Origin of the sequence: Stenotrophomonas sp. 2694, assembly GCF_040548715.1 — a bacterium.
Taxonomy (GTDB): domain Bacteria; phylum Pseudomonadota; class Gammaproteobacteria; order Xanthomonadales; family Xanthomonadaceae; genus Stenotrophomonas; species Stenotrophomonas indicatrix.
Map to the genome: position 1 here is coordinate 278926 of NZ_JBEPSG010000002.1, position 19764 is coordinate 298689.

Consider the following 19764-nt stretch of genomic DNA (forward strand, 5'->3'; position numbering starts at 1 on the left):
GCTCAGGCCCGCCCGGGGGCAAGCAGCTGCGGCTGCACACCGGCGGCGCGCAGTTCACTGGCGACGACGTCCTGGAAGCTCAGGGTCGGGTTCATCTCGCACAGCATGCCGACCCGGATCCAGAACGTGGCCTGGGCGTTGATCGAGCGGTTGGAGACGGTGCAGGCACGGCGCAGCTGGTCGTGCAGGGTGTCATCGATGTTGACGATGCCCATGGGCGTTCTCGATTGGGAATATATGAAGCGTATACGAAGCGTATATTCCCGTTCAAGCGCGTGGCATTCAGCCAGCGTCGGTGGCGAAGCGCAGGCGGTTGCCATCCGGGTCGACGATCAGCATCTCGCGGCTTCCCCAGTCGGTATCGTGTGGCGGCTGCTCGATGGGTACTCCCGCAGCGCTGAACGCGCGGTGCAGGCCATCGATGTCGGTGACGATGAAATACACCGCACCGCCCACCTCGCAGTCGCCGGTGTGTTCGGTCAGGAAGATCGTCTGGCCTTCGCGGGTGAGCTGGGCGAACAGCGGGAAGCCGGGTTCGAAGCGGTGCTCCCAGTCGACGATGAAGCCCAGTCCCTGCACGTAGAAGGGCAGGCTGGTATCGGCATGGCGCATGCGCAGCTGCGGGATGACGGTCTGGGGCATGGCGGCGGCTCCGGGGGCAGACGTCCAGTGTAGTGCCGGCCGCTGGCCGGCATCCTCGTGAGCCCGGGAACAATGAGGTTGCCGGCCAGCGGCCGGCACTACCGACTCTGCCTGGGTCTGGTAGGTGCCAACCTTGGTTGGCACATCGTGGTACAGCTACCGGCCAGCGGCCGGCACTACCCCCGCTCAGCAGGCCGTCGGAACGGCGGCCATCGCCGCCAGCAGTTCGCGGTTCACCTGCTGGTGCTGCTGCTGCCATGCCGGAAGATCATCGGCGCTGACGTCGGGCTGCCCATCCAGCGATGACAACCAGCGCTTGAAACGGCTCTGGTAGTTGGCAAGTGACACCTCGCCGGTGATGTCGCTGCCCACCAGTCCACCGGTGCGCAGGGCCTCGATCACCATCAGTGCGTGTTCAAGCTGGAAGCGGCCCTGGTCCCAGTTGCTGCGCGCAACATCTTCAGCGAACACGTCCTTGTCGATCGACAGGTAGGTCGGTTGAGGGGCCTGCGCCTGTTCGGCGGCGAACGCGGCGACCAGGGCCTCGGGATGGTCGAAGCGGCGGAAGGCAGCTGCCATGCCCACGCGGCTGGCCCAGCCCACATCCACATCCATGCACCAGTAGGTCAGCCGCCGCCCCAGCAGCGGCCGCCAGTGGTTTTCCCACGCATGGCCCAGGCCGATATCGGCGGAGGTGATGCCCAGCACATGCACATGCGATACCTGCGGCAATGCGGCGGCAGCATTGACCCAGGAACCGCAGTGCATGCCGAAGGGAAAGCGCATGTTGTCCGGATGGTTGTCCAGCACCACCAGCTGGAACGGGGCACGCGTGTGCAGGTGCTGCAGCAGCGGCAGGCTGAGATGGTGGAAGTCGCCGCTGCCGAGCATGACCGTGCCGAGCTGTGCCGGCAGCGGCCGAAGAACTTCACCGGCAAAGCGTGACAGCGTGGCGTTGCGGCAGGCAAAGCGCAGCGGGTCATGCCAGTGCTGCAGCGCAAGCGTGCGTGCCTGTGGCAATGGCAGTACGCCACCATCGAGGTCGAGGATCAGCGGCGGACGCAGTTGCATCGGTCAGCCTCCTCCATCCGGCTCAGCCTGCAGGTGCGGGGCCAGCCTGCGCAGGACGGCGCGCAGCAGCGGCGAACGCGCATGCACCGCGTGTACGGTGGAGGTGAAGCGGGCACCCAGTTCGGCCTTGATGCGTGAATCGGTCCAGCCGGCAACGTAGTGGCTGAGGCCGTGCTGCAACGCGTATTCCAGGTTGTGCATCCAGCTGACCGAGTACAGGTTGTGGTCGCGCGACTGCGGATAGGACAGGCCGATGTACTTGTCCACCAGCTTGCCGGCATGCACGTAGCACAGGTTCCAGCCGATCAGCTCGCCGTTGTGGCGGTAAAGGAACAAGCGCCCCTGTCCCTGCGTGTCTGCCAGCAGGTGCTGGAAGAAGGGTAGCTCGAGCCGGTCGAAATGCACGGCGCTCTGTGCATACACCTGCAGGTACAGCGCATGCAGTTCGGCCTGCAGCCGCGGTTCGGCAAGGGCAGGGTCACCGGTGGCGATGCAGTCGATCTGCAGGTTGCTGCGTGAGCGCAGCTTGCGCCGGATGTTCTTGCGACGCGCTGCGGACAGGCGAGCCAGATAGGCGTCGATGCAATCGAAATCGATCGCCACCCATGCCAGCGGCATGCCTTCCAGCGGGATGAAACCGCGTGCTTCCAGCGCCTGCAGGAAGGCGTGGCTGTGTGCGTTGGCGGCATCGTCCAGCAAGGGCGAATCGATCGCCAGATCCTTGACCACCAGCAGCCGGCTGTCACCGACGCCATGGCGCAGCACGTCGTCGGCCAGTGCAGCCGCCGACACATGCGCCGGCAGCGGTGTGTACTCGGTGCTGGTGGCACCGATGAACCGCGTCTGCCAGGTCAGCCACGGCCGCCACAGGCGCGACAGCGGCAGCCCCAGCAGGCGCGAGCGCAGTGCATCGTCCAGGGTTGTGGTCAGATCCAATGGCGCACGGAAACTGGGCAGGCCGCTGGGCAGGCGGCTGGCATCGAACCCCAGGGGAGGGTGGGCCAGGAAGCCCTCCAGCAGCGCGGCCGGTTCCAGCGCGCTGCTGGATACACGCGGGATCATGTCCATGCGGGGCACGGGAACCGGCAGCGCATTCCCGCTCAGCCCTTGGCCTTGGTCAGCAGCTGGTCCAGCAGGGTAATCGCCAGGTCGATCTCTTCGTAGCTGATGTTCAACGAGGGCGCGAAGGTGATCACGTTCTTGTACCAGCCACCCACATCGAGCACGAGGCCCATGCGCTTGCCGTCGTGCAGCAGGTCGCCGGCCAGGCCGATGTCGACCATGCGGTCCAGCAGTTCACGGTTCGGGGTGAAGCCATCGGCGGCGCAGATTTCCGCACGCAGTGCCAGGCCGAGGCCATCAACATCGCCGATTTCCGGATGGCGCTTCTGCAGACCGCGCAGGCCGTCGAGGAAGTAGGCCCCCTTCTCCGGCACGGTGCGCTCGTAGTCCATCTCCTTGCCCAGCTTCAGCACTTCCAGGCCCAGGCGCGTGCCCAGCGGATTGGAGTTGAAGGTGGAGTGGGTGGAGCCCGGCGGGAACACGGTCGGGTTGATCAGCTCTTCGCGCGCCCACAGGCCCGACAACGGGTTGAGGCCATTGGTCAGCGCCTTGCCGAACACCAGCACGTCCGGGGTGACATCGAAGTGTTCGATGGCCCACAGCTTGCCGGTGCGCCAGAAGCCCATCTGGATCTCATCGACGACCATCAGGATGCCGTACTTGTCCAGCACGCGCTTGAGGCCCTTGAAGAAGTTGCGCGGCGGAATGACGTAGCCGCCGGTGCCCTGGATCGGCTCTACGTAGAACGCGGCGTACTCGGCCTGGCCGACCTTGGGATCCCACACGCCGTTGTACTCGCTTTCGAACAGGCGCTCGAACTGGTGCACGCAGTGGTCGGAGTACTCGTCCGGGGTCATGCCCTTCGGGCGACGGAACGGATACGGGAACGGGATGAACATCGCGCGTTCGCCGAAATGGCCGTAGCGGCGGCGGTAGCGGTAGCTGGAGGTGATCGACGAGGCGCCGAGGGTGCGGCCGTGGTAGCCGCCTTCAAACGCGAACATCAGGCTCTTGCCGTTGCGCGCGTTGCGGACGATCTTCAGCGAATCCTCCACCGCCTGCGCACCACCGACGTTGAAGTGCACGCGGCCATCGAGGCCGAACTTCTCGTGCATGTCCACCGCGATGGTCTTGGCCAGCTGCACGCGCGTGGGGTGCAGATACTGGCTGGCGACCTGCGGCAGGGTGTCGATCTGGTCCTTCAGCGCATTGTTCAGGCGCTGGTTGGCGTAACCGAAGTTGCAGGCCGAGTACCACATCTGCAGATCGAGATAGGGGGTTCCGGCGGCATCGAACATGTAGCTGCCTTCGCAGCGCTGGAAGATCTTCGGCGGATCAACGTAGTGCACGGTGTCGCCGAAGGAGCTGTAGCGGGCTTCGTCTGCCAGCAGCTGTGCATCGGTGATGGCGGCATCGGCGTTCTTGTCAAAAATATTCATCGGTTCGGTTCCGGAGAGGGCATTCAAAGGAAGCAACGGGCGGAGCGATCAGGCGGTGGCGAGCAGCCGCGGAAGCGAGGGCTGAAGCAGGCTGCCGTCGAGCAGGCGCGGCAGCAGCGCAGTAGCGTCGTGGAAGGTGTCGATGGCGGCGTGGGGAATGCCGGCGTCGGTGCAATGGGCAATCAGGCGGCGCTTGGCGAACACGAAATCGGCGTGTTCGGACACGCAGAAATCGGAGGCGCCATCGCCGATCATCAGCACGCGGGGAGCTTCGTCAGCACGCGCCTGCGCCGCGCAGGTGCACTTGCAGGTGCCGCTGCGGCAGCCTTCGGCCTGGTACGGAGATTCAAGCTGCCAATGGCCGTCAGACCAGCGCAGGTGGTTGGCCACCACAGGCAGCGGCGGCAGGCCGTGGTTGGCGAGGATGCGATGGATTGCGTAGTCCAGGCCGTCGCTGACGATGCGCAGTGGCAGGCCCAACGCCTGCGCGCGATTGACGAAGGCGGCGAAGCCCGGATCGATCCGTACCTGGTCCAGGTGTGCATCGAGGGTGGCCGGATCCAGCTTCAGCAGGCGGACCTGGCCCTGCATGCATTCACGCGAACCGATCTCGCCCGAGCGCCACTGGTCTTCCAGCTGCTGCCAACCGGGCTGGCCGAAGTTTTCCAGCAGCGAATCAATGACGTCCTCGAGGCTGATGGTGCCATCGAAGTCACACAGGATGCTCCATTGCATGGGCAGCTCCGTCGATGAAGAGAGGCCTTGGCACGATGCCGGCGACGGGGCCAATGTAGGCAGGCCGTCTTTCTCGTTCCTTTCCACCTGAAAGCCCGAACGGAGGCACTCGGGAAACGTTCAGCCAGTGAGCGCGAAGCAGGCTTTGCTCGCCTTCAGCCTCTACTGGCCAGCCAGTACCTTCACGATCTCGCAGCTGTCTTCGTGGGTCAGCCAGGGGCTGTTGCCCACGGTCAGGGAGCGGGCGGCGAAGTCGCGGGCATTGGGTACGTCCGCGTCTGCGACGACGCCTCGCAGATAGGCATAGTCCGGCAGGGCGTGGATGAACATGCGGCTGACACCCAGGCCGCGCTGCCACAGCGATGAAAGCGCTTTGTCACGCGCACGTTCGCTGGGCAGCAGCAGCATCAGCATCGGCCAGGTGCCAAGAGTGCCAGGCATCCCGTCCACCACTTCAACGGCAGGCAGCGATTCCAGCTGCACGCGCAGCTGCAGCGCGCGCAGGCGGGCGGCCTGCAGGAAGGCGGGCAGGCGCTGTGCAGCGTGTGCCCCGACGTTCTGCCGCCAGCGGCTGACGCGATGCTGCGGAATAGCCAACGGAAACACATCACCCACCGCAGCTTCCAGGTCGCCACGGCGCAGGGAACGCCGCAGCGGATTTCCATACACCAGCGACAGCAGGGAAGGGCGGTAGCAGGCCGCCAGGCCCAGCAGCTGCAGGCTGCGGGTCAGCTCCCAGCGCGGGTTGAAGGGCGTGTGTCCTGCGGCCTGCTCGATCAATGCCGCACGCAGTTCTTCATCACGTGTCAGCAGCAGGCCGCCCTCATGCAGGCTCAGGCCCTTGCCGGCGGCCAGGCTGAAGAAGCCGATGTCGCCGCGCAGGCCGACGCTGTTGCCGGCCACGCGTGCACCCAGTGCCTGTGCAGCGTCCTCGATCACCCACGCACCGACGCGGTGCGCAATGGAGCATGCGCGATCAACATCGGCGATGCGCCCGCCCAGATGCGTGGGCACGATCGCCAGCGTGCGTGCATCGGCTGCGGCGTGCAGCGCCACCGGGTCGAAATCGAAATGGTCGCGGCGGGTATCGCACAGGTGTATGCGCAGGCCGAGGCTGTGCACGGCAATCGGTACCAGCGGACAGGTATAGGCCGGCAGGATCACCGTATCGCGCTGCGGCGCGCGCCTGCGCAGGGTGCGCAGGGCAATCAGCAGGGCATGGGTGCCCGAGCAGGTCAGCTGCAGCGGCGGCGTGCCCAGCTGCTCGGCGAGAATCGTGCACAGGTCGCCGCCGCCGGGAAGGAAATCGCCGGCCTGCAGGGGCAACCCAGCGGTGGGAGGCAACTCGCGCGACAGCAGGCTCACGGGGCTGCTTCGGTAACAGCATGCGGATCATCCGCCTCGGCACGGCCCAGGCAGATGATGCCGGCCACGATCAGCACCGCACCGATCAGGTGATGCAGCGTCAACGGTTCGTGCAGCAGCCACGCCGACAGCAGCAGCACGCTGATCACTTCCAGGTGCGAGGCCGCGAACGCAGGGCCGATCGGCGCGTGCCGCAGCAGGCTCATCCAGGTGAAGAACGCGCCGACGTAACCGAGCATCGCGCCGTATACCCAAGGCTGTGACAGCACGCGCAGCAGCCATGCGCTGTTGGCCTCGACCGGCAGCGCGGCGTCGCCGGCATACTTGAAGCACAGCTGGGCCAGGGTGTCGAAGGCCATCAGCAGCGGGAAGCCGACCAGGTACAGCCGCCTCATGTTCCGGCTCCGACCACGGCAACGCCGGCGCTGACCAGCAGCATGCCGGTCACCCGCAACGGCGTCAGCCGCTCGCGGAACAGGATGCGGCCGGCCACCATCAGCGCGACGATGTTGATCGAGCCGAGCAGCACGCCCTGCGACAACGGCACCAGCGACAGGAAGGCGATCCAGGCGACGAATTCAAGCACGTAGCAGGCGATGCCCAGCCACAGCCAGGGACGGCCGAACATGTGTTTCCAGCGCTGCAGGCCTTCGCCATCCTGCGGGTCGCTGGCGGCAGCCTTGAAGGCCAACTGGCCGCCGGTATCGAGCACCACGTTGACCAGCCACAGCAGGGTCGCAAGCGATCCCATCTCAGGCGACCGCCTGCAGCACGCCCGCACGTTCGCCGATGTCGCTGAAGAAGCGCGCGCTGCGGCGGATCACTTCGCGCCGTTCGCGATCGATGGTGATCATGTGGTAGCTGTCTTCCAGTACAACCAGTTCGGTCGGTCCGCTGACGCGCGAGATCACCAGTTCGGCATTGCCCATGCTGGCCACGTCATCCTCGCGGGCATGCATCACCAGGCATGGTGCCGTGACCTGGTGCAGGTGACGGCGTGTCCAGGTGCTCAGTGCACGCATTTCGGCCAAGGCATGCCACGGGTTGCCTGGCAGGCCGGCAGCGGCACTGTCACCAGAGAGCATGGCGGCGCTGACCTGCGCACGCAGGCGCTCGTCGCGCAGGCCGTACGGCGGCTCTTCCATGAACATGCGGTCGCGGCCGATGCCCAGGCGCTTGAACCACGGCAGCAGGAACGAGAAGCGTGCGACCGCCGGAATGTTCCAGCCGTCGTAGCGGAACGTGGCGCCGTACACCCCCACGCCGGAGACCCAGTCCGGCCGCCGCGCGGCCAGCGCCAGCGCCAGCACCGCCCCCATCGACAGGCCGCCGACGAACAGCTGGTCGACCTTGCCACGCAGGTCCGCCGCCGCATCTTCCACGCCCTGGTACCACTGTTCCCAGCGGGTCTGCAGCAGGTCTTCGACGCTGCCGCAGTGACCCGGCAACTGCACGCCATGCACGCTGAAGCCCGCGTTGTTCAGCCCTTTGCCCAGCATGCGCATTTCGGCGGGCGTGCCGGTCAGGCCATGGATCAGCAGGACACCCTGCGGGCCACCGGGAAGAAAGAACTCATGGGATGCAGGCACCAGTCGGCTCCAGCGCGGCAGTCGGGAAGGTCAGCATCGCAAGCGCGATTTTCGGCAACCTTTCAACGGTCCGTCTGGATCAAGGGCCCTTCAGCAACGGTATGGTGATGGACACCTTCAGGCCACCGCCGGGGCGGTTGAGGTAGCCCAGGCGTCCGCCCAGGTGCTCGACGGCCTCATGGGCGATGGCCAGGCCCAGGCCGGTGCCGCTGGCTGCAGTGCCGGGCGCACGGAAGAAGCGCTCCCCCAGCCGCGACATCACGTCCTCGGGCACGCCCGGGCCATTGTCTTCGACGTACAGCTCGACATCGTTGTCGTCCAGGGCCTGCACGCCGACGGTGACGGTCGCATCCGCGCCGGCGTAGCGCAGGGCGTTGTCGATCAGATTGTCCAGCGCCTCGTGCAGCAGTGCGCCGTTGCCCAGTATCCGCACCGGCTGCTGCGGACCCAGGTAGCCCAGGTCGATGCCATCGCGGATCGCTTCGGGCACGCGCATGCCCACCCATTGCGGCACCAGCTCGGACACATCCAGCGCCTCCACCGTCTCCGGCACGGTCTGTGCCCGGCTCAACGCCAGCAGCTGGGTGCTGACGCGAGCGGTGCGCTGGTTGAGCCGGCGGATGTTCTGCAGCGCTTCGCGCACGGTCTCTGGATCGCCGTGCGCCAGTGCCTGGTCCACGTGCAGTGCCATGCCCGCCAGCGGCGAGCGCAACTGGTGGGCGGCATCGGCAATGAAGCGGTTCTGCAGCGTGATCATTTCCGCCTGCCGCGCGAACAGGCCATCGATGGTGCTGATCAGGGGCTGGATTTCCTCGGGCACGTCCGCGTCGGAAATCGGTGCCAGCTCGCCGCGGCGCTGGGCCAGGCGCGAGGTCAGCGGGGTCAGGATACGCAGGCCGTGGGTGACGCCGAACCAGACCAGCGCGGCCATTCCCAGCGCCAGCATGGCCATCAGCGGAATGACGATCATCAGGATCTCGCGCGCACGCTGGCGACGGTCGGCCATGCTTTCGGCCACGGTCACTGCCAGCTGGTCCTGCGGATCGTTCATCGCCTGGGTGCAGACCGTCGACATGCGCACCTGCTGGCCGTTCAACTCACCTTCGTACAGCGCCGGGTGCGTGCCGCTGCAGTCCTGCGAGGGCGCATAGGCGCTGAAATCTGCGTTGCCGGCGATGGTGCCCAAGCGGCTGCTGTCGACGTTGAAGTAGCGATGACCGTCGGGGTCGTACTCGATCAGAAAACGTGCCTGCGGAGACAGGTCGCTGCTGACCGGCATCGTGCTGAGCATCTGTGCGAACGACACGGTGTCATCGGTCAGGTTGCGGTCGTGGATGCGGTTGGAGTAGTCCAGCGCCACGTAGTAGGCCAGCAGCGTGTTGAAGGTCAGCAGGCCCAGCATCGGCAATGCCAGGAAGGCGAGCAGGCGCCGGCGCAGGCTGGGCGGTCCGCTGATCACGCGCTGGCGTCTTCCAGCATGTAGCCCAGCCCGCGCACCGTGCGGATGCCCATGCCGCCCGGCTGCAGCTTGCGGCGCAGGCGGTGCAGGGCGATGTCCAGGCCGTTGTCGGTCAGGTCCTGGCCCCAGTCGCACAGGGCCTCCACCAGCTGCGCACGCGAGACGATGCGCTCGGCACGCACCGCCAGGGCGGACAGCAGGCCGAACTCGCGCGCGGTCAGTTCCAGCGTCTGCTCGTCTATCCACACCCGGTGCCCGGTCAGGTCCAGGCGCAGCCGGCCGATGCGCAGGTCGGGGTTGCCGTTGCTGGTGACCCGGCGCAGCTGTGCGCGCACGCGTGCTTCGAATTCGTCCAGGGCGAAGGGCTTGACCAGGTAGTCGTCGGCTCCCAGGTCGAGCACCCGCACGCGCTCGGCCAGGCCATCGCGTGCGGTGACCACCAGCACGGCCAGGCCATCGCCGCGCTGGCGCAACCGCTGCAGCACGTCGCGGCCATCCAGCTGGGGCAGGCCCAGATCCAGCACCAGCAGCGCGTACTGGGTGGAGTTCAGGGCTGCATCGGCATGCGCGCCGTTGTCCACGTGGTCGACCACGTGGCCCTGCCGGCGCATCGAGGCGCACAGGCCAGAGGCGATGTCCGGGTCGTCTTCTGCGATGAGTACGCGCATGCGCGGGGCTCCTGGGGGCGGATGGGCCGCCCGCTGGACAGGGCGGGCCTCTCGGCTGCCGAGGGTAGCGGCAAACGGGGTGGAGGTGGCAGGCGTGGGGGGGCCAGGCGCACCCGGCGCTGGCCCTTCGTTCAGTCCTGCAGGCCAGGCTGGCCCTCGGCCAGCGGCACCCGCGATCCGTCCAGCAGGCCGCGACTGAGCTTGCCGTCCTCGATGAACAGCAGTTCGCCGTTCTCGCCATTCTTGATGCTGCTGTCGATGGCAATCACGCGGCCGTCGTGGAAGCTGCTGACGTGTGGCATCGAGGTGTGGCCGACCACGATGCGCTTGAGCTGGAGACGGTCGAGCACCGCCTGTACGCCCTGGCTGTCCAGGCGCCCGTCGAAGTAGCCGCGGTACCAGATCGGGCTGGTCTTGCCGTCGTACAACGGTGCGGTGGCGGGGTCTGCCTTCACCTCGGCCTTGGGAATGCCCAGCGAGGCCTGGTAGGCGGCATTGGTGTGGGCCGGGTGCAATGCCATCTGCACCGCTTCGGGCGAGATGCCGCCATGCAGGAACAGGGTATCGCCGATCTGCAGCAGCACCGGCCGCGTGCGCAGCCACTGGCCGATCACCGAGTCGGCACCATACAGCTGCGGATAGCTGCGACCGAGCAGCTGCGCGCTGCGCAGGTATTTCGGATTGACGTAACGCAGGTCGTCGTACAGCACCATGGTCTCGTGGTTGCCGAGCACGAAATGCACCGCGCCACCGGCGGCCGCCGCCTGCTGCTGCAGGCCATACAGCAGCCAGAACGCTTCGGTCACCTGCGGGCCGCGATCGAACACGTCGCCGGCGATCACCAGCGTATCCGTGCCCAGTGCCCAGCGGTCCTGCGTGTCAATCACCCGGTTGGCGCGCAGCAGGCGGACCAGCAGCGCGTACTGGCCGTGGATGTCGGACACGGCGACGATGCGCGGCACGGCCGGCAGTACCGATGCCGACGGCGCGCTCGGCGGCAGCACATGCACCGCATGCGGGTAGCCGCAGCGCGCGGCAACCTCCGTGCCATCGGTGCCGGCCTGCACGCTGTGGGTTTCCACCTGGTCCTGGCAGATCCACTGCGCTTTCAGCTGCGCGCCCTCACGGAACAGGTAAGGGCCGTCGCTGTCCACGTGCTCTGCAGGTGCTGCCACGTCGCGGGCAGAGGCCGGTGGTGCGGCCAGCAGCAGGACCAGTGGCAGCAGGATCGACAGGGTTCGGGCGTGGTTCGGCATCGGCGGCATCCAGCGGCAGGAGACGAGCGATGCTAACCGCCCACGGACGCCACCGGTGTGCGCGAACGGGCGGATCAGGCCCGGCCGCCTTCCCCCTTGAGCTTGCGCACGCGGGTATCGGCGGCGCGCACGGGCTGGCCGTCACGGCCATGGGGTTGCATGTAGGGTAGTGGCCGGCGGCTGCTGGATTCGATCAGTTGCGAGTGCGCTTCGCCAGCAGCGAAGCAATGCCGTTCTCCCCATTGGCGCAGGGCCACCAGCAGCGGGAACAGGTCCTGGCCGGCTGCGGACAGCACATAGTCGTGGTAGGCGCTGCCATCGGCGGCGGGCTGCTGCACCAGCAGCCCCGCCTCGACCAGGCGCCGCAGGCGGTCGCTGAGGATGTTGCGCGCCGCGCCCAGGCTGCGCTGGAAATCGCCAAAGCGACTGACGCCATCGAAGGCATCGCGGATGACCAGCAATGCCCAGCGGTCGCCGAGCAGATCGGCGCTGCGGGCCACGGGGCAGGGGCTGTTGGCGTGCATGGCGGACTCCCTCGATTGTGGTTGCAGTTTAAAACCAGTGGCGCTACCGTGCACCTGGTTTCAAAATGCAACCACACTGATGATGCCTTCGCTGTCCCGCCCCGTGTTGGGCCTGCTCGCCATTGCTGCCGGTGCCAGCGTGGCCAATGTCTATTTCGCGCAGCCGCTGCTGGAGCGCCTGGCCCATGATTTCGCCCTGGATGCCGCCGTGGCCGGTGCAGTGCTGGCTGCCACCCAGGCCGGCAGCGTGCTGGCCCTGCTCGGTCTGCTGCCGTTGGCCGACCGTGGCGACCGCCGTCGACTGCTGCGGGTGCAACTGCTGGCGCTGGTGGTGGCGCTGCTATGGCTGGCCGCCGCCCGCAGTACCGCGTGGTTGCTGTCGGGCATGCTGCTGGCGGGTCTGCTGGGTACCGCGCTCACCCAGGGACTGATCGCCTACGCCGCCAACCTCGCTGCACCGGAGCAACGCGGGCGGGTGGTCGGCATGGTCCAGGGCGGCGTGTTCATCGGCCTCCTATCGGCACGCGTGGTCTCAGGTGCGGTAGCCGCCGTAGCGGGATGGCGCGCGGTGTACCTGCTGTCGGCATTGCTGATGGCGGCGCTGGCACTGCTGCTGTGGCGGCGCCTGCCGCACGTGCCGGTGCCCGCAATGCCGCCGTCGTGGCGCAACCTGCTGCGTTCGATGGCCGATATGCTGCGGCAGGATCGCGCGCTGCGCGAACGCGGGCCGCTGGCATTGTTCCTGTTTGCCGGTCTCAACGTGTTCTGGGCCGCAGTGCCACTGCCGTTGTCGGCGCCGCCGTTGAACTGGTCGACCGCCGCCATCGGCGCGCTGGGCCTGGCCGGCATCATCGGCGCACTACTGGCAGCGCGGGTCGGGCACTGGATGGATCGTGGCCTTGCCCACCGGGTGAGCCTGGGGGCGCTGCTGCTGATGCTGGTCGCCTGGGTGCCGTTGCTGGGCCTGCCGTACTCGCTGGCCCTGTTGCTGCTGGGCGTAGTGGTGCTGGATCTGGGCGGGCAGGCGATGCATGTGTCCAACCAGGCCCTGCTGCTGCGTGCACCGGCCGAACAGCATGGACGCCTGGTGGCGCTGTACATGCTGTTCTATGCCGTGGGCAGCGGTGTGGGGGCTGCGGCAGGCACCTGGACGCAGGCGCGCTATGGGTGGCCGGCGGTGTGCGCGCTGGGCGCGGGCATCGCGCTGCTCGCACTGACGTGGTGGGCGACGTGGCGCATACCGCGCAAGGCCGCTGCGTAGCGTCGAGACCGCCCGGCGCCACGTCACGCGCGCTGCAGGCTCAACGTTGCAGCGCGCGTCGTCCCGGAGCTTCCGGCAGTGCGTCGTCGGCCACCACCACCCGGTTGCGGCCCTGTCGCTTGGCGGCATACATCGCCGCGTCGGCGCGCGCCATCAGCCGCTCGTAATCGGGATGACCATCGTGTCCGGCCACGCCGATGCTCGCGGTCAGCGCCAGCGTCTGTCCATTGGGCAGGGTGATCGGCGACTGTGCGATCTGCCGGCGCAGGCTTTCGGCGATCACCTCCGCCTGCGACTCGCTTGCCGCCACCAGCACCACCACGAACTCCTCGCCGCCGTAGCGGAACAGGTAGTCGCTGCCTCGGGTCTGCTGGCCGAGCAGGGCTGCGACGTGCTGCAGCGCGCGGTCGCCGGCGTCATGACCGTGGCCATCGTTGATGGCCTTGAAATGGTCCAGGTCCAGCAGCAACAACGAGAACGGCGTGTGGTTGCGCGTGGACAACTCGATCTCACGGCGCAGCACGGTCGGCAGGAAGCGCCGGTTGAGCAGGTTGGTCAACGCATCGCTGCCCGCATCCAGTTCACCGATGCGTTCGAACAGCAGGGTCATCAGGTTGCGGATGGTGGCCAGGTCTTCGCGGATCATCGGCAGGGCGGTCAGCCGCCGTGCCGGATCTTCATCGGTGGCGCGCTGCAGGCGGCTGTCGATGCGGGCCATCAGCTGGCCCACCTGCTGCGTCTCGCTGCTTTCGCCGAAGCTGGGAATGCCCTTGTGGGTGAACCACAGGCCGAATTCCGAGCTCGCCAGGCTGGCGTTGTCGGCACCGGTCGCATGGCCGGCGAGGGTGTACAGCAGGCTGTTTTCCCAATCCAGCAGCAGGGCGCGCTGGCGCTCGCGCTCGGTGCTGACGTTCTGCACCAGCGAGAACAGCCGGTACGCCGCATCGGTGCGCGAAGAGCGCTCACGGGCGTGCGTATAGGCCAGCGTCATGCCTTCCATGGCGATGTCCATGATCGCGCTGAGGCAATCGATGGCGGCGAAGGCGGTGTCGTTGTCAGCGGCATCGGCGCGCAGGCGGATGAACAGCTCGTGCTTGAGTACGCGCGCACCGCGGGCCACCAGGTCCACCGGAATACCGACCCGTGCGTGCACATCGCCGATCACCCGTTGTGCGGCGACGGTAGCGGCAATGCCATCCGCATCGGTGGTCAGCAGCTGGGCCAGCCAACGCTGCATCGCCGGTTGCAGGCGCTGCTTGACCTGTTCGTGGGACAGGAAGCGGCGCGCACGCGTGTCCTGCAGCAGCACTTCGTAGAAGCGCTGCGCCAGCGTCGGCGGTGCAGCGGCGGCCACGGCATGCAGCAGCGCGGCGGCGGCGGGGCCGGCCAGCAGCAGACACTGCTGCCAGGCCTGAGCCAGCGGTTGGCTGGCTTCGTCCAGTTGGGGTGTATCCACGTCGATCTCTAACGGCGCACAACAGACCACGGTATCGGCCGCAGCTGTCGACGGTTGATGGCAGGGAAGCCGGCCAGTTTAAGCGCCATGCAGGCCGAAAAACGCGGATGAAGCACATGCCGGCCGATGCCGCAATGCGTTGACGCATTTGAGAATCACTCGCATTTATGAAAAAATGACGGCAGGAACCGACCTGCAGGCATCCCGCAGTGATCGTTCCGCCTCCCCCGTCGCCGCCTCGTGCCCTATGCCAGAGGCTTCCGTTGCCCTGCCAGAAGGTTCAGAACATGCCTGCAAACACTCTTTCACCGCGCCCGCTGGCGCTTGCCGTCGCTGCACTGCTGGCCACCGCTGCCGTCACCGCCCATGCGGAAACCGATGCCACCGATATCGACACCGTGCATGTCACTGCCTCGCAGATCGCGCGGCAGGCGCTGGGCACCTCCACCATCACCGCCGAGGACATCGCCAAGCGGCCGCCGGTCAACGACATCGCCGAACTGCTGCGGACGATGCCCGGCGTCAATCTGACCGGCAACAGTGCATCGGGCCAGTACGGCAACAACCGGCAGATCGATCTGCGCGGCATGGGGCCGGAAAACACCCTGATCCTGATCGACGGCAAGCGCGTGGGTGCACGCGACGCGGTGCGCATGGGCCGCAGTGGCGAGCGCAACACGCGCGGCGATACCAACTGGGTGCCGGCGGAAATGATCGAACGCATCGAAGTGCTGCGCGGCCCAGCAGCGGCACGCTATGGCTCGGGTGCCTCCGGTGGCGTGGTCAACATCATCACCAAGCGCCCGACCGGCGACCTGACCGGTGCGGTTGACCTGTACGGCCTGGTGCCCGAACACAGTGCCGAGGGCGGCAGCGAACGCCTCGGCCTGCAGCTGAGCGGGCCGATGACCGACACGCTGTCGTTCCGGTTGTACGGCAACCTCAACAAGACCGATGCCGATTCGCTGGATCTCAACCGCGACTTCGCCACCGGTGCCAATGCGGTACCGCCGGCGGGCCGCGAAGGCGTCAAGAACCGCGACGTCAACGCGCTGCTGCGTTGGGACGTGACCGCCAACCAGGTGGTCGAGTTCGAGGCCGGCACCAGCCGCCAGGGCAACATCTATGCCGGCGATCGTGCGGTCAGTACCACTGGTACCTCCACCGGTGTCGACCTGGCCGCGCTGGCCGAGCAGCAGGCCGAGACCAACCGCATGTATCGCACCACCGGCGCGATCACCCATCGCGGACGCTGGGGCGATGTCAGCTCGCGGCTGACGGCAGCGGTGGAAGGGGTCAACAATTCGCGCATCAACGAAGGCCTGGCCGGCGGCCCGGAAGGCAGCTTCAATGGCGCCGACTGGTCGACCTCGCGCCTGCGCAACTACCAGCTTGACGGCGAGGTCAGCTTCCCGACCACTCTCGGCGGTGCCGAGAACGTGTGGACGCTGGGCTTCGAGTACCTCGACAGCCGACTGACCGATCCCTATTCGATGAGCCAGTCCAGCAGCAGCGGTGGCGGCATTCCGGGTCTTTCGGCCGATCGTGCGCGCGGCAAGTCCGATGCACAGACCACCGCCGTCTACGTGGAAGACAACATCTACCTCGGTGAGCGCTGGATCGTGACCCCGGGCCTGCGTTTCGACCATCACAGCCAGTTCGGCAACAACACCAGTCCGAGCCTCAACGCGCAGTTCCGGCTCAACAGTGACTGGGTGGTCAAGGGCGGCATCGCACGCGCGTTCAAGGCGCCGAACCTGTACCAGTCCAACCCGGACTATCTGTATTACACCCGTGGCAACGGCTGCCCGAACGCGTTGCCGAGCCTGGGCGCCGGCTGCTACATGCAGGGCAATGCGGATCTCAAGGCAGAGACCAGCCTGAACAAGGAACTGGGCGTGGAGTGGGCACCGCAGAGCGGCTGGCAGGCCTCGTTGACCTATTTCCACAATGACTACAAGGACAAGATCCAGGCCGGTTACACCCAGATCGGCCTGACGGCCGACCGCAAGGGCCGCATCTTCCGCTGGGAGAACGCACCCAAGGCCATCGTGCAGGGGCTCGAGGGCAACCTGGTGATCCCGCTGCTGGGCGAGCAGGGCGACCGCCTGAAGTGGAGCAACAACTTCACCTACATGGTGGAGAACGAAAACAAGAGCACCGGCCAGCCGCTGTCGGTGATTCCCAAGTACACCGTCAACACCATGCTGGACTGGCAGGCCACCGAGCAGCTGTCGCTGCTGCTGACCGGCACCTTCTACGGCAAGCAGGAACCGGCCACGGCCAACATCAACAACGATCCGCGCTGCACCGCCAACTGCGATGCGTCCACCGTGCTGCAGACCCGCAGCGCGTACAACGTCTGGGGCGTGAGCGCGCGCTACAAGGTGACCGACACGGTCAGCGTGGGCTTCGGCGTCAACAACCTGGCCGACAAGCGCCTGTTCCGCGAGGCCAACAGCAGTGACGCCGGTGCGGCGACCTACAACGAGCCCGGCCGCGCGTACTGGGCCAGCCTGCGTTTCGGCTTCTGATCATCAGGCGGTGGTGCCGGCCGTTGGCCGGCACCCTCCCGCTTCGCGCCAGCCGTGCATGCCTGCAATGTTATAAACACCGTGATAGTTTCCCGACACCCGCCGGCGTAGCCTGACTCCCATCGCTAAGGAGCTGTTGCCATGGGTCACGACCACGATCACCTGCCATCCGAGATCCGCCACGAGAAACCTTTGTGGTGGGCGCTCGGCCTGACCTCCACCTTCCTTGTCGTGGAGGTGGTCGGTGCGTTCTGGACCAACAGTCTGGCACTGCTGTCCGATGCCGCGCACATGGCTACCGACACCCTGGCGCTGATGATCGCGCTGGTGGCCGTGCGGCTGAGCCGGCGCCCGCCGGACGCGCGCCGCACCTATGGTTATGCACGTCTTGAAGCACTGGGCGCGATGATCAACGGCGCAATGCTGTTCGTGGTTGCCGGCTACATCCTGTGGGAAGCCATCGGTCGCTTCCGCCAACCGCAGGAGATCGCCTCCACCGGCATGCTGGTGATTGCAGCGGTCGGCCTGGTGATCAACATGATCTCCATGCGCCTGCTGCAGGCCGGCAGCGGCGAGAGTCTCAACGTGAAGGGCGCCTACCTGGAAGTGTGGGCCGACATGCTCGGCTCGGTGGCGGTGATCGCCGGCGCGCTGTTGATCCAATGGACCGGCTGGAAGCCGATCGACCCGATCCTGGCCGTTCTGATCGGTTTGTGGGTGCTGCCGCGCACGTATGTGCTGATGCGCGAGGCCATCAACGTGCTGCTGGAAGGCGTGCCCAAGGGCATGGACGTGGCCAGGGTCCGCGACCGCCTGTCCGACCACGACGCAGTGCTGGACGTGCATGACCTGCACGTATGGGCGCTGGCGTCCAGCACGCCGGCACTGACCGCGCACATCGTGATGCGCGAAGGCGACGACGCCGACCGCCTGCGGCGCGAACTCGGTGATCGCCTGCACGATGATTTCGGTATCGAACACGTGACCCTGCAGATCGAAGCCGACCACTGCGGCGAAGCCTGTGGCCAGCCGTCGGCGGGCAAGGACGACGATCACGCCGGGCACGATCATGCAGCTGCCGATGCGCAGGGCCATCGCGGTCACGTGCATCGCTGAAGCGGGTGTGGCGGCCGGTGCCCGGCGCTACCTCTGTTCGTCGCGCCGCGAGGCCAGCCGATCCGCCAGCCGGGTCGGCTCGGGCAGGCGATAGCCGCGCAGCGTGCGCTGCACCCAAGCCAGCGCGGTATCCGCACTGACCCGATGCCCGCCGGCGACGAACAGCGGCTTGCAGCGCAGCTTGCTGCGCAGTACCCAGCCGAGCTGCTCGCCGCCGTCCAGCAACGGCGTGTGCGCGCCGGCCTCAGGGTCGGGCTCGATGAAGCGGCCCACCAGCTTCGATTTGGCCACGCCGATGCTCGGCAGGTCGGTCACCACGCCCAGGTGTGCGGCAATGCCCAGCCGGCGCGGATGGCTGATGCCATGGCCATCGACGAACACCAGGTCCGGTGCGCGCGGCAGCAACGCCAACGCAGCCAGCAGCGCCGGCAGTTCGCGGAAGCTGAGCAGGCCCGGGATATAGGGCATCACGGTGGGGATGCGGGCGATTTCCTGCGCCACCGGCTGCAGGGTGTCCGCGTCGAGCAACACGGCCGCAGCGCGGGTGATCGCGCCGTCTTCCTCGAAGCCGACATCCAGCCCGGCCAGCCAGCGCACGGTAGCGGGCAGCCGGTCCTGCCGCTGCACGCGGGTCGCCAGCTGCTTCTGCTGTTCGCGGGCGGCGCTGACGCTGCCTTCCCAGCGCCCGGGGTCGATCAGTGTATTCATCGGCCACAGGATGACATCCACACCGCCACGGCGCGGTGAGCGGGCGCCGGGGCTACAATGGCCGCCTGCCTTTCCTCGCGTTGGAGACCCTGCAGTGACCCGTAAACTCGTACTGTTGCGCCATGGCCAGAGCCAGTGGAACCTGGACAACCGCTTCACCGGCTGGGTCGATGTCGACCTGACCGAGCAGGGGCGCCGGGAAGCGGCTGCCGCCGGCCGCCTGATGCGCGAGGAAGGCCTGCAGTTCGACGTCGCCCACACCTCCGTGCTGAAGCGTGCCATCCACACCCTGCAGGGTGCGTTGGCCGAGCTGGAGCAGGACTGGCTGCCGGTGAACAAGTCCTGGCGCCTCAACGAGCGCCACTACGGCGGCCTGCAGGGCCTGGACAAGGCCGAGACCGCCGCCAAGCACGGCGAAGACCAGGTCAAGGTGTGGCGCCGTTCGTACGACATCCCGCCGCCGGCGATGGACCTGGAAGATCCGGGCCACCCGATCCACGACCGCCGCTATGCCGGGCTGGATCGCAACGCGCTGCCGGGCACCGAATCGCTGGCCACGACGCTCGACCGCGTGCTGCCGTACTGGCACGACGCCATCGCGCCGCAGTTGAAGGATGGCAAGACCGTACTGGTCACCGCCCACGGCAACTCGCTGCGCGCGCTGTACAAGTACCTCAACAACGTCTCGCGCGAGGAAATCCTCGAGCTGAACATCCCGACCGGCATTCCGCTGCTGTTCGAGTTGAACGACGACCTCACCGTGAAGTCGTTCCGTTACCTGGGTGATCCGGAAGCGGCGCGCAAGGCCGCTGAAGCCGTGGCCAACCAGGGCAAGGCGCGGTAGATACCCACCGTTGGTGGGTATTCCCCTGCTGGGTA

At 67.1% G+C, this 19764-nt stretch carries 20 protein-coding genes; 4 read left to right on the forward strand and 16 right to left on the reverse strand.

The window, feature by feature from the left end:
• Nucleotides 1–2: 2 nt before the first annotated feature.
• From ABIA73_RS04010 to ABIA73_RS04075, 14 genes are all read right to left on the reverse strand, one after another.
• The gene (locus tag ABIA73_RS04010) at nt 3–215 is read right to left on the reverse strand and encodes a ParD-like family protein (protein WP_025873788.1); all 213 of its coding nucleotides are present in this window, start codon (nt 213–215) and stop codon (nt 3–5) included.
• A 67-nt stretch (nt 216–282) separates the two neighbouring features.
• Entirely contained in the window at nt 283–642 is a 360-nt protein-coding gene (locus ABIA73_RS04015) for a bleomycin resistance protein (protein ID WP_354275464.1), read from the reverse strand.
• Between the two features lie 186 nt (nt 643–828).
• Nucleotides 829–1713, reverse strand: coding sequence for an arginase family protein (locus ABIA73_RS04020; RefSeq protein ID WP_279208537.1), 885 nt, complete (start codon nt 1711–1713; stop codon nt 829–831).
• Between the two features lie 3 nt (nt 1714–1716).
• Nucleotides 1717–2781 (reverse strand): GNAT family N-acetyltransferase, encoded by a 1065-nt coding sequence (locus ABIA73_RS04025; protein WP_279208536.1) that lies wholly within the window; start codon nt 2779–2781, stop codon nt 1717–1719.
• A 32-nt stretch (nt 2782–2813) separates the two neighbouring features.
• Nucleotides 2814–4214: an aspartate aminotransferase family protein gene (locus ABIA73_RS04030; protein ID WP_032976023.1), complete on the reverse strand. Its 1401-nt coding sequence runs from the start codon at nt 4212–4214 to the stop codon at nt 2814–2816.
• A 48-nt stretch (nt 4215–4262) separates the two neighbouring features.
• A complete protein-coding gene (locus tag ABIA73_RS04035; RefSeq protein WP_059063537.1) occupies nt 4263–4949 on the reverse strand; it encodes an MtnX-like HAD-IB family phosphatase in 687 nt (228 codons plus the stop codon).
• A gap of 162 nt (nt 4950–5111) precedes the next feature.
• Entirely contained in the window at nt 5112–6314 is a 1203-nt protein-coding gene (locus ABIA73_RS04040; protein ID WP_218788995.1) for a DegT/DnrJ/EryC1/StrS family aminotransferase, read from the reverse strand.
• Nucleotides 6311–6709: a DMT family transporter gene (locus ABIA73_RS04045; protein ID WP_025873781.1), complete on the reverse strand. Its 399-nt coding sequence runs from the start codon at nt 6707–6709 to the stop codon at nt 6311–6313. Before ABIA73_RS04045 ends, ABIA73_RS04040 begins: the two co-directional genes overlap by 4 nt.
• Nucleotides 6706–7065 (reverse strand): EamA family transporter, encoded by a 360-nt coding sequence (locus ABIA73_RS04050; protein WP_025873780.1) that lies wholly within the window; start codon nt 7063–7065, stop codon nt 6706–6708. The genes ABIA73_RS04045 and ABIA73_RS04050 overlap by 4 nt, the downstream gene beginning before the upstream one ends.
• A 1-nt stretch (nt 7066) precedes the next feature.
• Nucleotides 7067–7903 (reverse strand): alpha/beta hydrolase, encoded by an 837-nt coding sequence (locus tag ABIA73_RS04055; protein ID WP_025873779.1) that lies wholly within the window; start codon nt 7901–7903, stop codon nt 7067–7069.
• 79 nt (nt 7904–7982) lie between these two features.
• Nucleotides 7983–9362 (reverse strand): sensor histidine kinase, encoded by a 1380-nt coding sequence (locus ABIA73_RS04060; protein WP_025873778.1) that lies wholly within the window; start codon nt 9360–9362, stop codon nt 7983–7985.
• Nucleotides 9359–10030 (reverse strand): response regulator, encoded by a 672-nt coding sequence (locus ABIA73_RS04065; RefSeq protein WP_025873777.1) that lies wholly within the window; start codon nt 10028–10030, stop codon nt 9359–9361. Before ABIA73_RS04065 ends, ABIA73_RS04060 begins: the two co-directional genes overlap by 4 nt.
• 131 nt (nt 10031–10161) lie before the next feature.
• A complete protein-coding gene (locus tag ABIA73_RS04070; RefSeq protein ID WP_263929714.1) occupies nt 10162–11286 on the reverse strand; it encodes a metallophosphoesterase in 1125 nt (374 codons plus the stop codon).
• A 74-nt stretch (nt 11287–11360) separates the two neighbouring features.
• Nucleotides 11361–11810 carry a winged helix-turn-helix transcriptional regulator gene (locus ABIA73_RS04075; protein WP_025873775.1) on the reverse strand — a complete coding sequence of 150 codons (450 nt, stop codon included), beginning with the start codon at nt 11808–11810 and terminating at the stop codon, nt 11361–11363.
• Nucleotides 11811–11889: 79 nt separating this feature from the next.
• Here ABIA73_RS04075 and ABIA73_RS04080 point away from each other — a divergent pair, with 79 nt between their 5' ends.
• Nucleotides 11890–13071: an MFS transporter gene (locus ABIA73_RS04080; protein ID WP_354275465.1), complete on the forward strand. Its 1182-nt coding sequence runs from the start codon at nt 11890–11892 to the stop codon at nt 13069–13071.
• A gap of 40 nt (nt 13072–13111) precedes the next feature.
• Here the strand turns inward: ABIA73_RS04080 and ABIA73_RS04085 are convergent, their stop codons facing one another.
• On the reverse strand, nt 13112–14527 hold the full coding sequence (locus ABIA73_RS04085) for a GGDEF domain-containing protein (protein WP_354275466.1): 1416 nt from the start codon (nt 14525–14527) through the stop codon (nt 13112–13114).
• A 287-nt stretch (nt 14528–14814) separates the two neighbouring features.
• Between ABIA73_RS04085 and ABIA73_RS04090 the strand changes: the two genes are divergently transcribed.
• A complete protein-coding gene (locus ABIA73_RS04090; RefSeq protein ID WP_032951555.1) occupies nt 14815–17061 on the forward strand; it encodes a TonB-dependent siderophore receptor in 2247 nt (748 codons plus the stop codon).
• 141 nt (nt 17062–17202) lie between these two features.
• On the forward strand, nt 17203–18177 hold the full coding sequence (locus tag ABIA73_RS04095; RefSeq protein WP_025873771.1) for a cation diffusion facilitator family transporter: 975 nt from the start codon (nt 17203–17205) through the stop codon (nt 18175–18177).
• Between the two features lie 27 nt (nt 18178–18204).
• On the opposite strand, the gene nfi is transcribed toward ABIA73_RS04095, so the two are convergent.
• The gene (gene nfi / locus ABIA73_RS04100; RefSeq protein WP_025873770.1) at nt 18205–18885 is read right to left on the reverse strand and encodes a deoxyribonuclease V; all 681 of its coding nucleotides are present in this window, start codon (nt 18883–18885) and stop codon (nt 18205–18207) included.
• Nucleotides 18886–18979: 94 nt separating this feature from the next.
• Here nfi and gpmA point away from each other — a divergent pair, with 94 nt between their 5' ends.
• Complete coding sequence (gene gpmA / locus ABIA73_RS04105) at nt 18980–19729, forward strand: 2,3-diphosphoglycerate-dependent phosphoglycerate mutase (protein ID WP_025873769.1); 750 nt, start codon at nt 18980–18982, stop codon at nt 19727–19729.
• Nucleotides 19730–19764: the final 35 nt, after the last annotated feature.

What these genes read in the sequence shown, in the direction of transcription:
- ABIA73_RS04010 (WP_025873788.1), bottom strand. Translation starts at nt 215, where the DNA reads ATGGGCATCGTCAACATCGATGACACCCTGCACGACCAGCTGCGCCGT.
- ABIA73_RS04015 (WP_354275464.1), bottom strand. Translation starts at nt 642, where the DNA reads ATGCCCCAGACCGTCATCCCGCAGCTGCGCATGCGCCATGCCGATACC.
- ABIA73_RS04020 (WP_279208537.1), bottom strand. Translation starts at nt 1,713, where the DNA reads ATGCAACTGCGTCCGCCGCTGATCCTCGACCTCGATGGTGGCGTACTG.
- ABIA73_RS04025 (WP_279208536.1), bottom strand. Translation starts at nt 2,781, where the DNA reads ATGGACATGATCCCGCGTGTATCCAGCAGCGCGCTGGAACCGGCCGCG.
- ABIA73_RS04030 (WP_032976023.1), bottom strand. Translation starts at nt 4,214, where the DNA reads ATGAATATTTTTGACAAGAACGCCGATGCCGCCATCACCGATGCACAG.
- ABIA73_RS04035 (WP_059063537.1), bottom strand. Translation starts at nt 4,949, where the DNA reads ATGCAATGGAGCATCCTGTGTGACTTCGATGGCACCATCAGCCTCGAG.
- ABIA73_RS04045 (WP_025873781.1), bottom strand. Translation starts at nt 6,709, where the DNA reads ATGAGGCGGCTGTACCTGGTCGGCTTCCCGCTGCTGATGGCCTTCGAC.
- ABIA73_RS04050 (WP_025873780.1), bottom strand. Translation starts at nt 7,065, where the DNA reads ATGGGATCGCTTGCGACCCTGCTGTGGCTGGTCAACGTGGTGCTCGAT.
- ABIA73_RS04065 (WP_025873777.1), bottom strand. Translation starts at nt 10,030, where the DNA reads ATGCGCGTACTCATCGCAGAAGACGACCCGGACATCGCCTCTGGCCTG.
- ABIA73_RS04070 (WP_263929714.1), bottom strand. Translation starts at nt 11,286, where the DNA reads ATGCCGAACCACGCCCGAACCCTGTCGATCCTGCTGCCACTGGTCCTG.
- ABIA73_RS04075 (WP_025873775.1), bottom strand. Translation starts at nt 11,810, where the DNA reads ATGCACGCCAACAGCCCCTGCCCCGTGGCCCGCAGCGCCGATCTGCTC.
- ABIA73_RS04080 (WP_354275465.1), top strand. Translation starts at nt 11,890, where the DNA reads ATGATGCCTTCGCTGTCCCGCCCCGTGTTGGGCCTGCTCGCCATTGCT.
- ABIA73_RS04090 (WP_032951555.1), top strand. Translation starts at nt 14,815, where the DNA reads ATGCCTGCAAACACTCTTTCACCGCGCCCGCTGGCGCTTGCCGTCGCT.
- ABIA73_RS04095 (WP_025873771.1), top strand. Translation starts at nt 17,203, where the DNA reads ATGGGTCACGACCACGATCACCTGCCATCCGAGATCCGCCACGAGAAA.
- nfi (WP_025873770.1), bottom strand. Translation starts at nt 18,885, where the DNA reads ATGAATACACTGATCGACCCCGGGCGCTGGGAAGGCAGCGTCAGCGCC.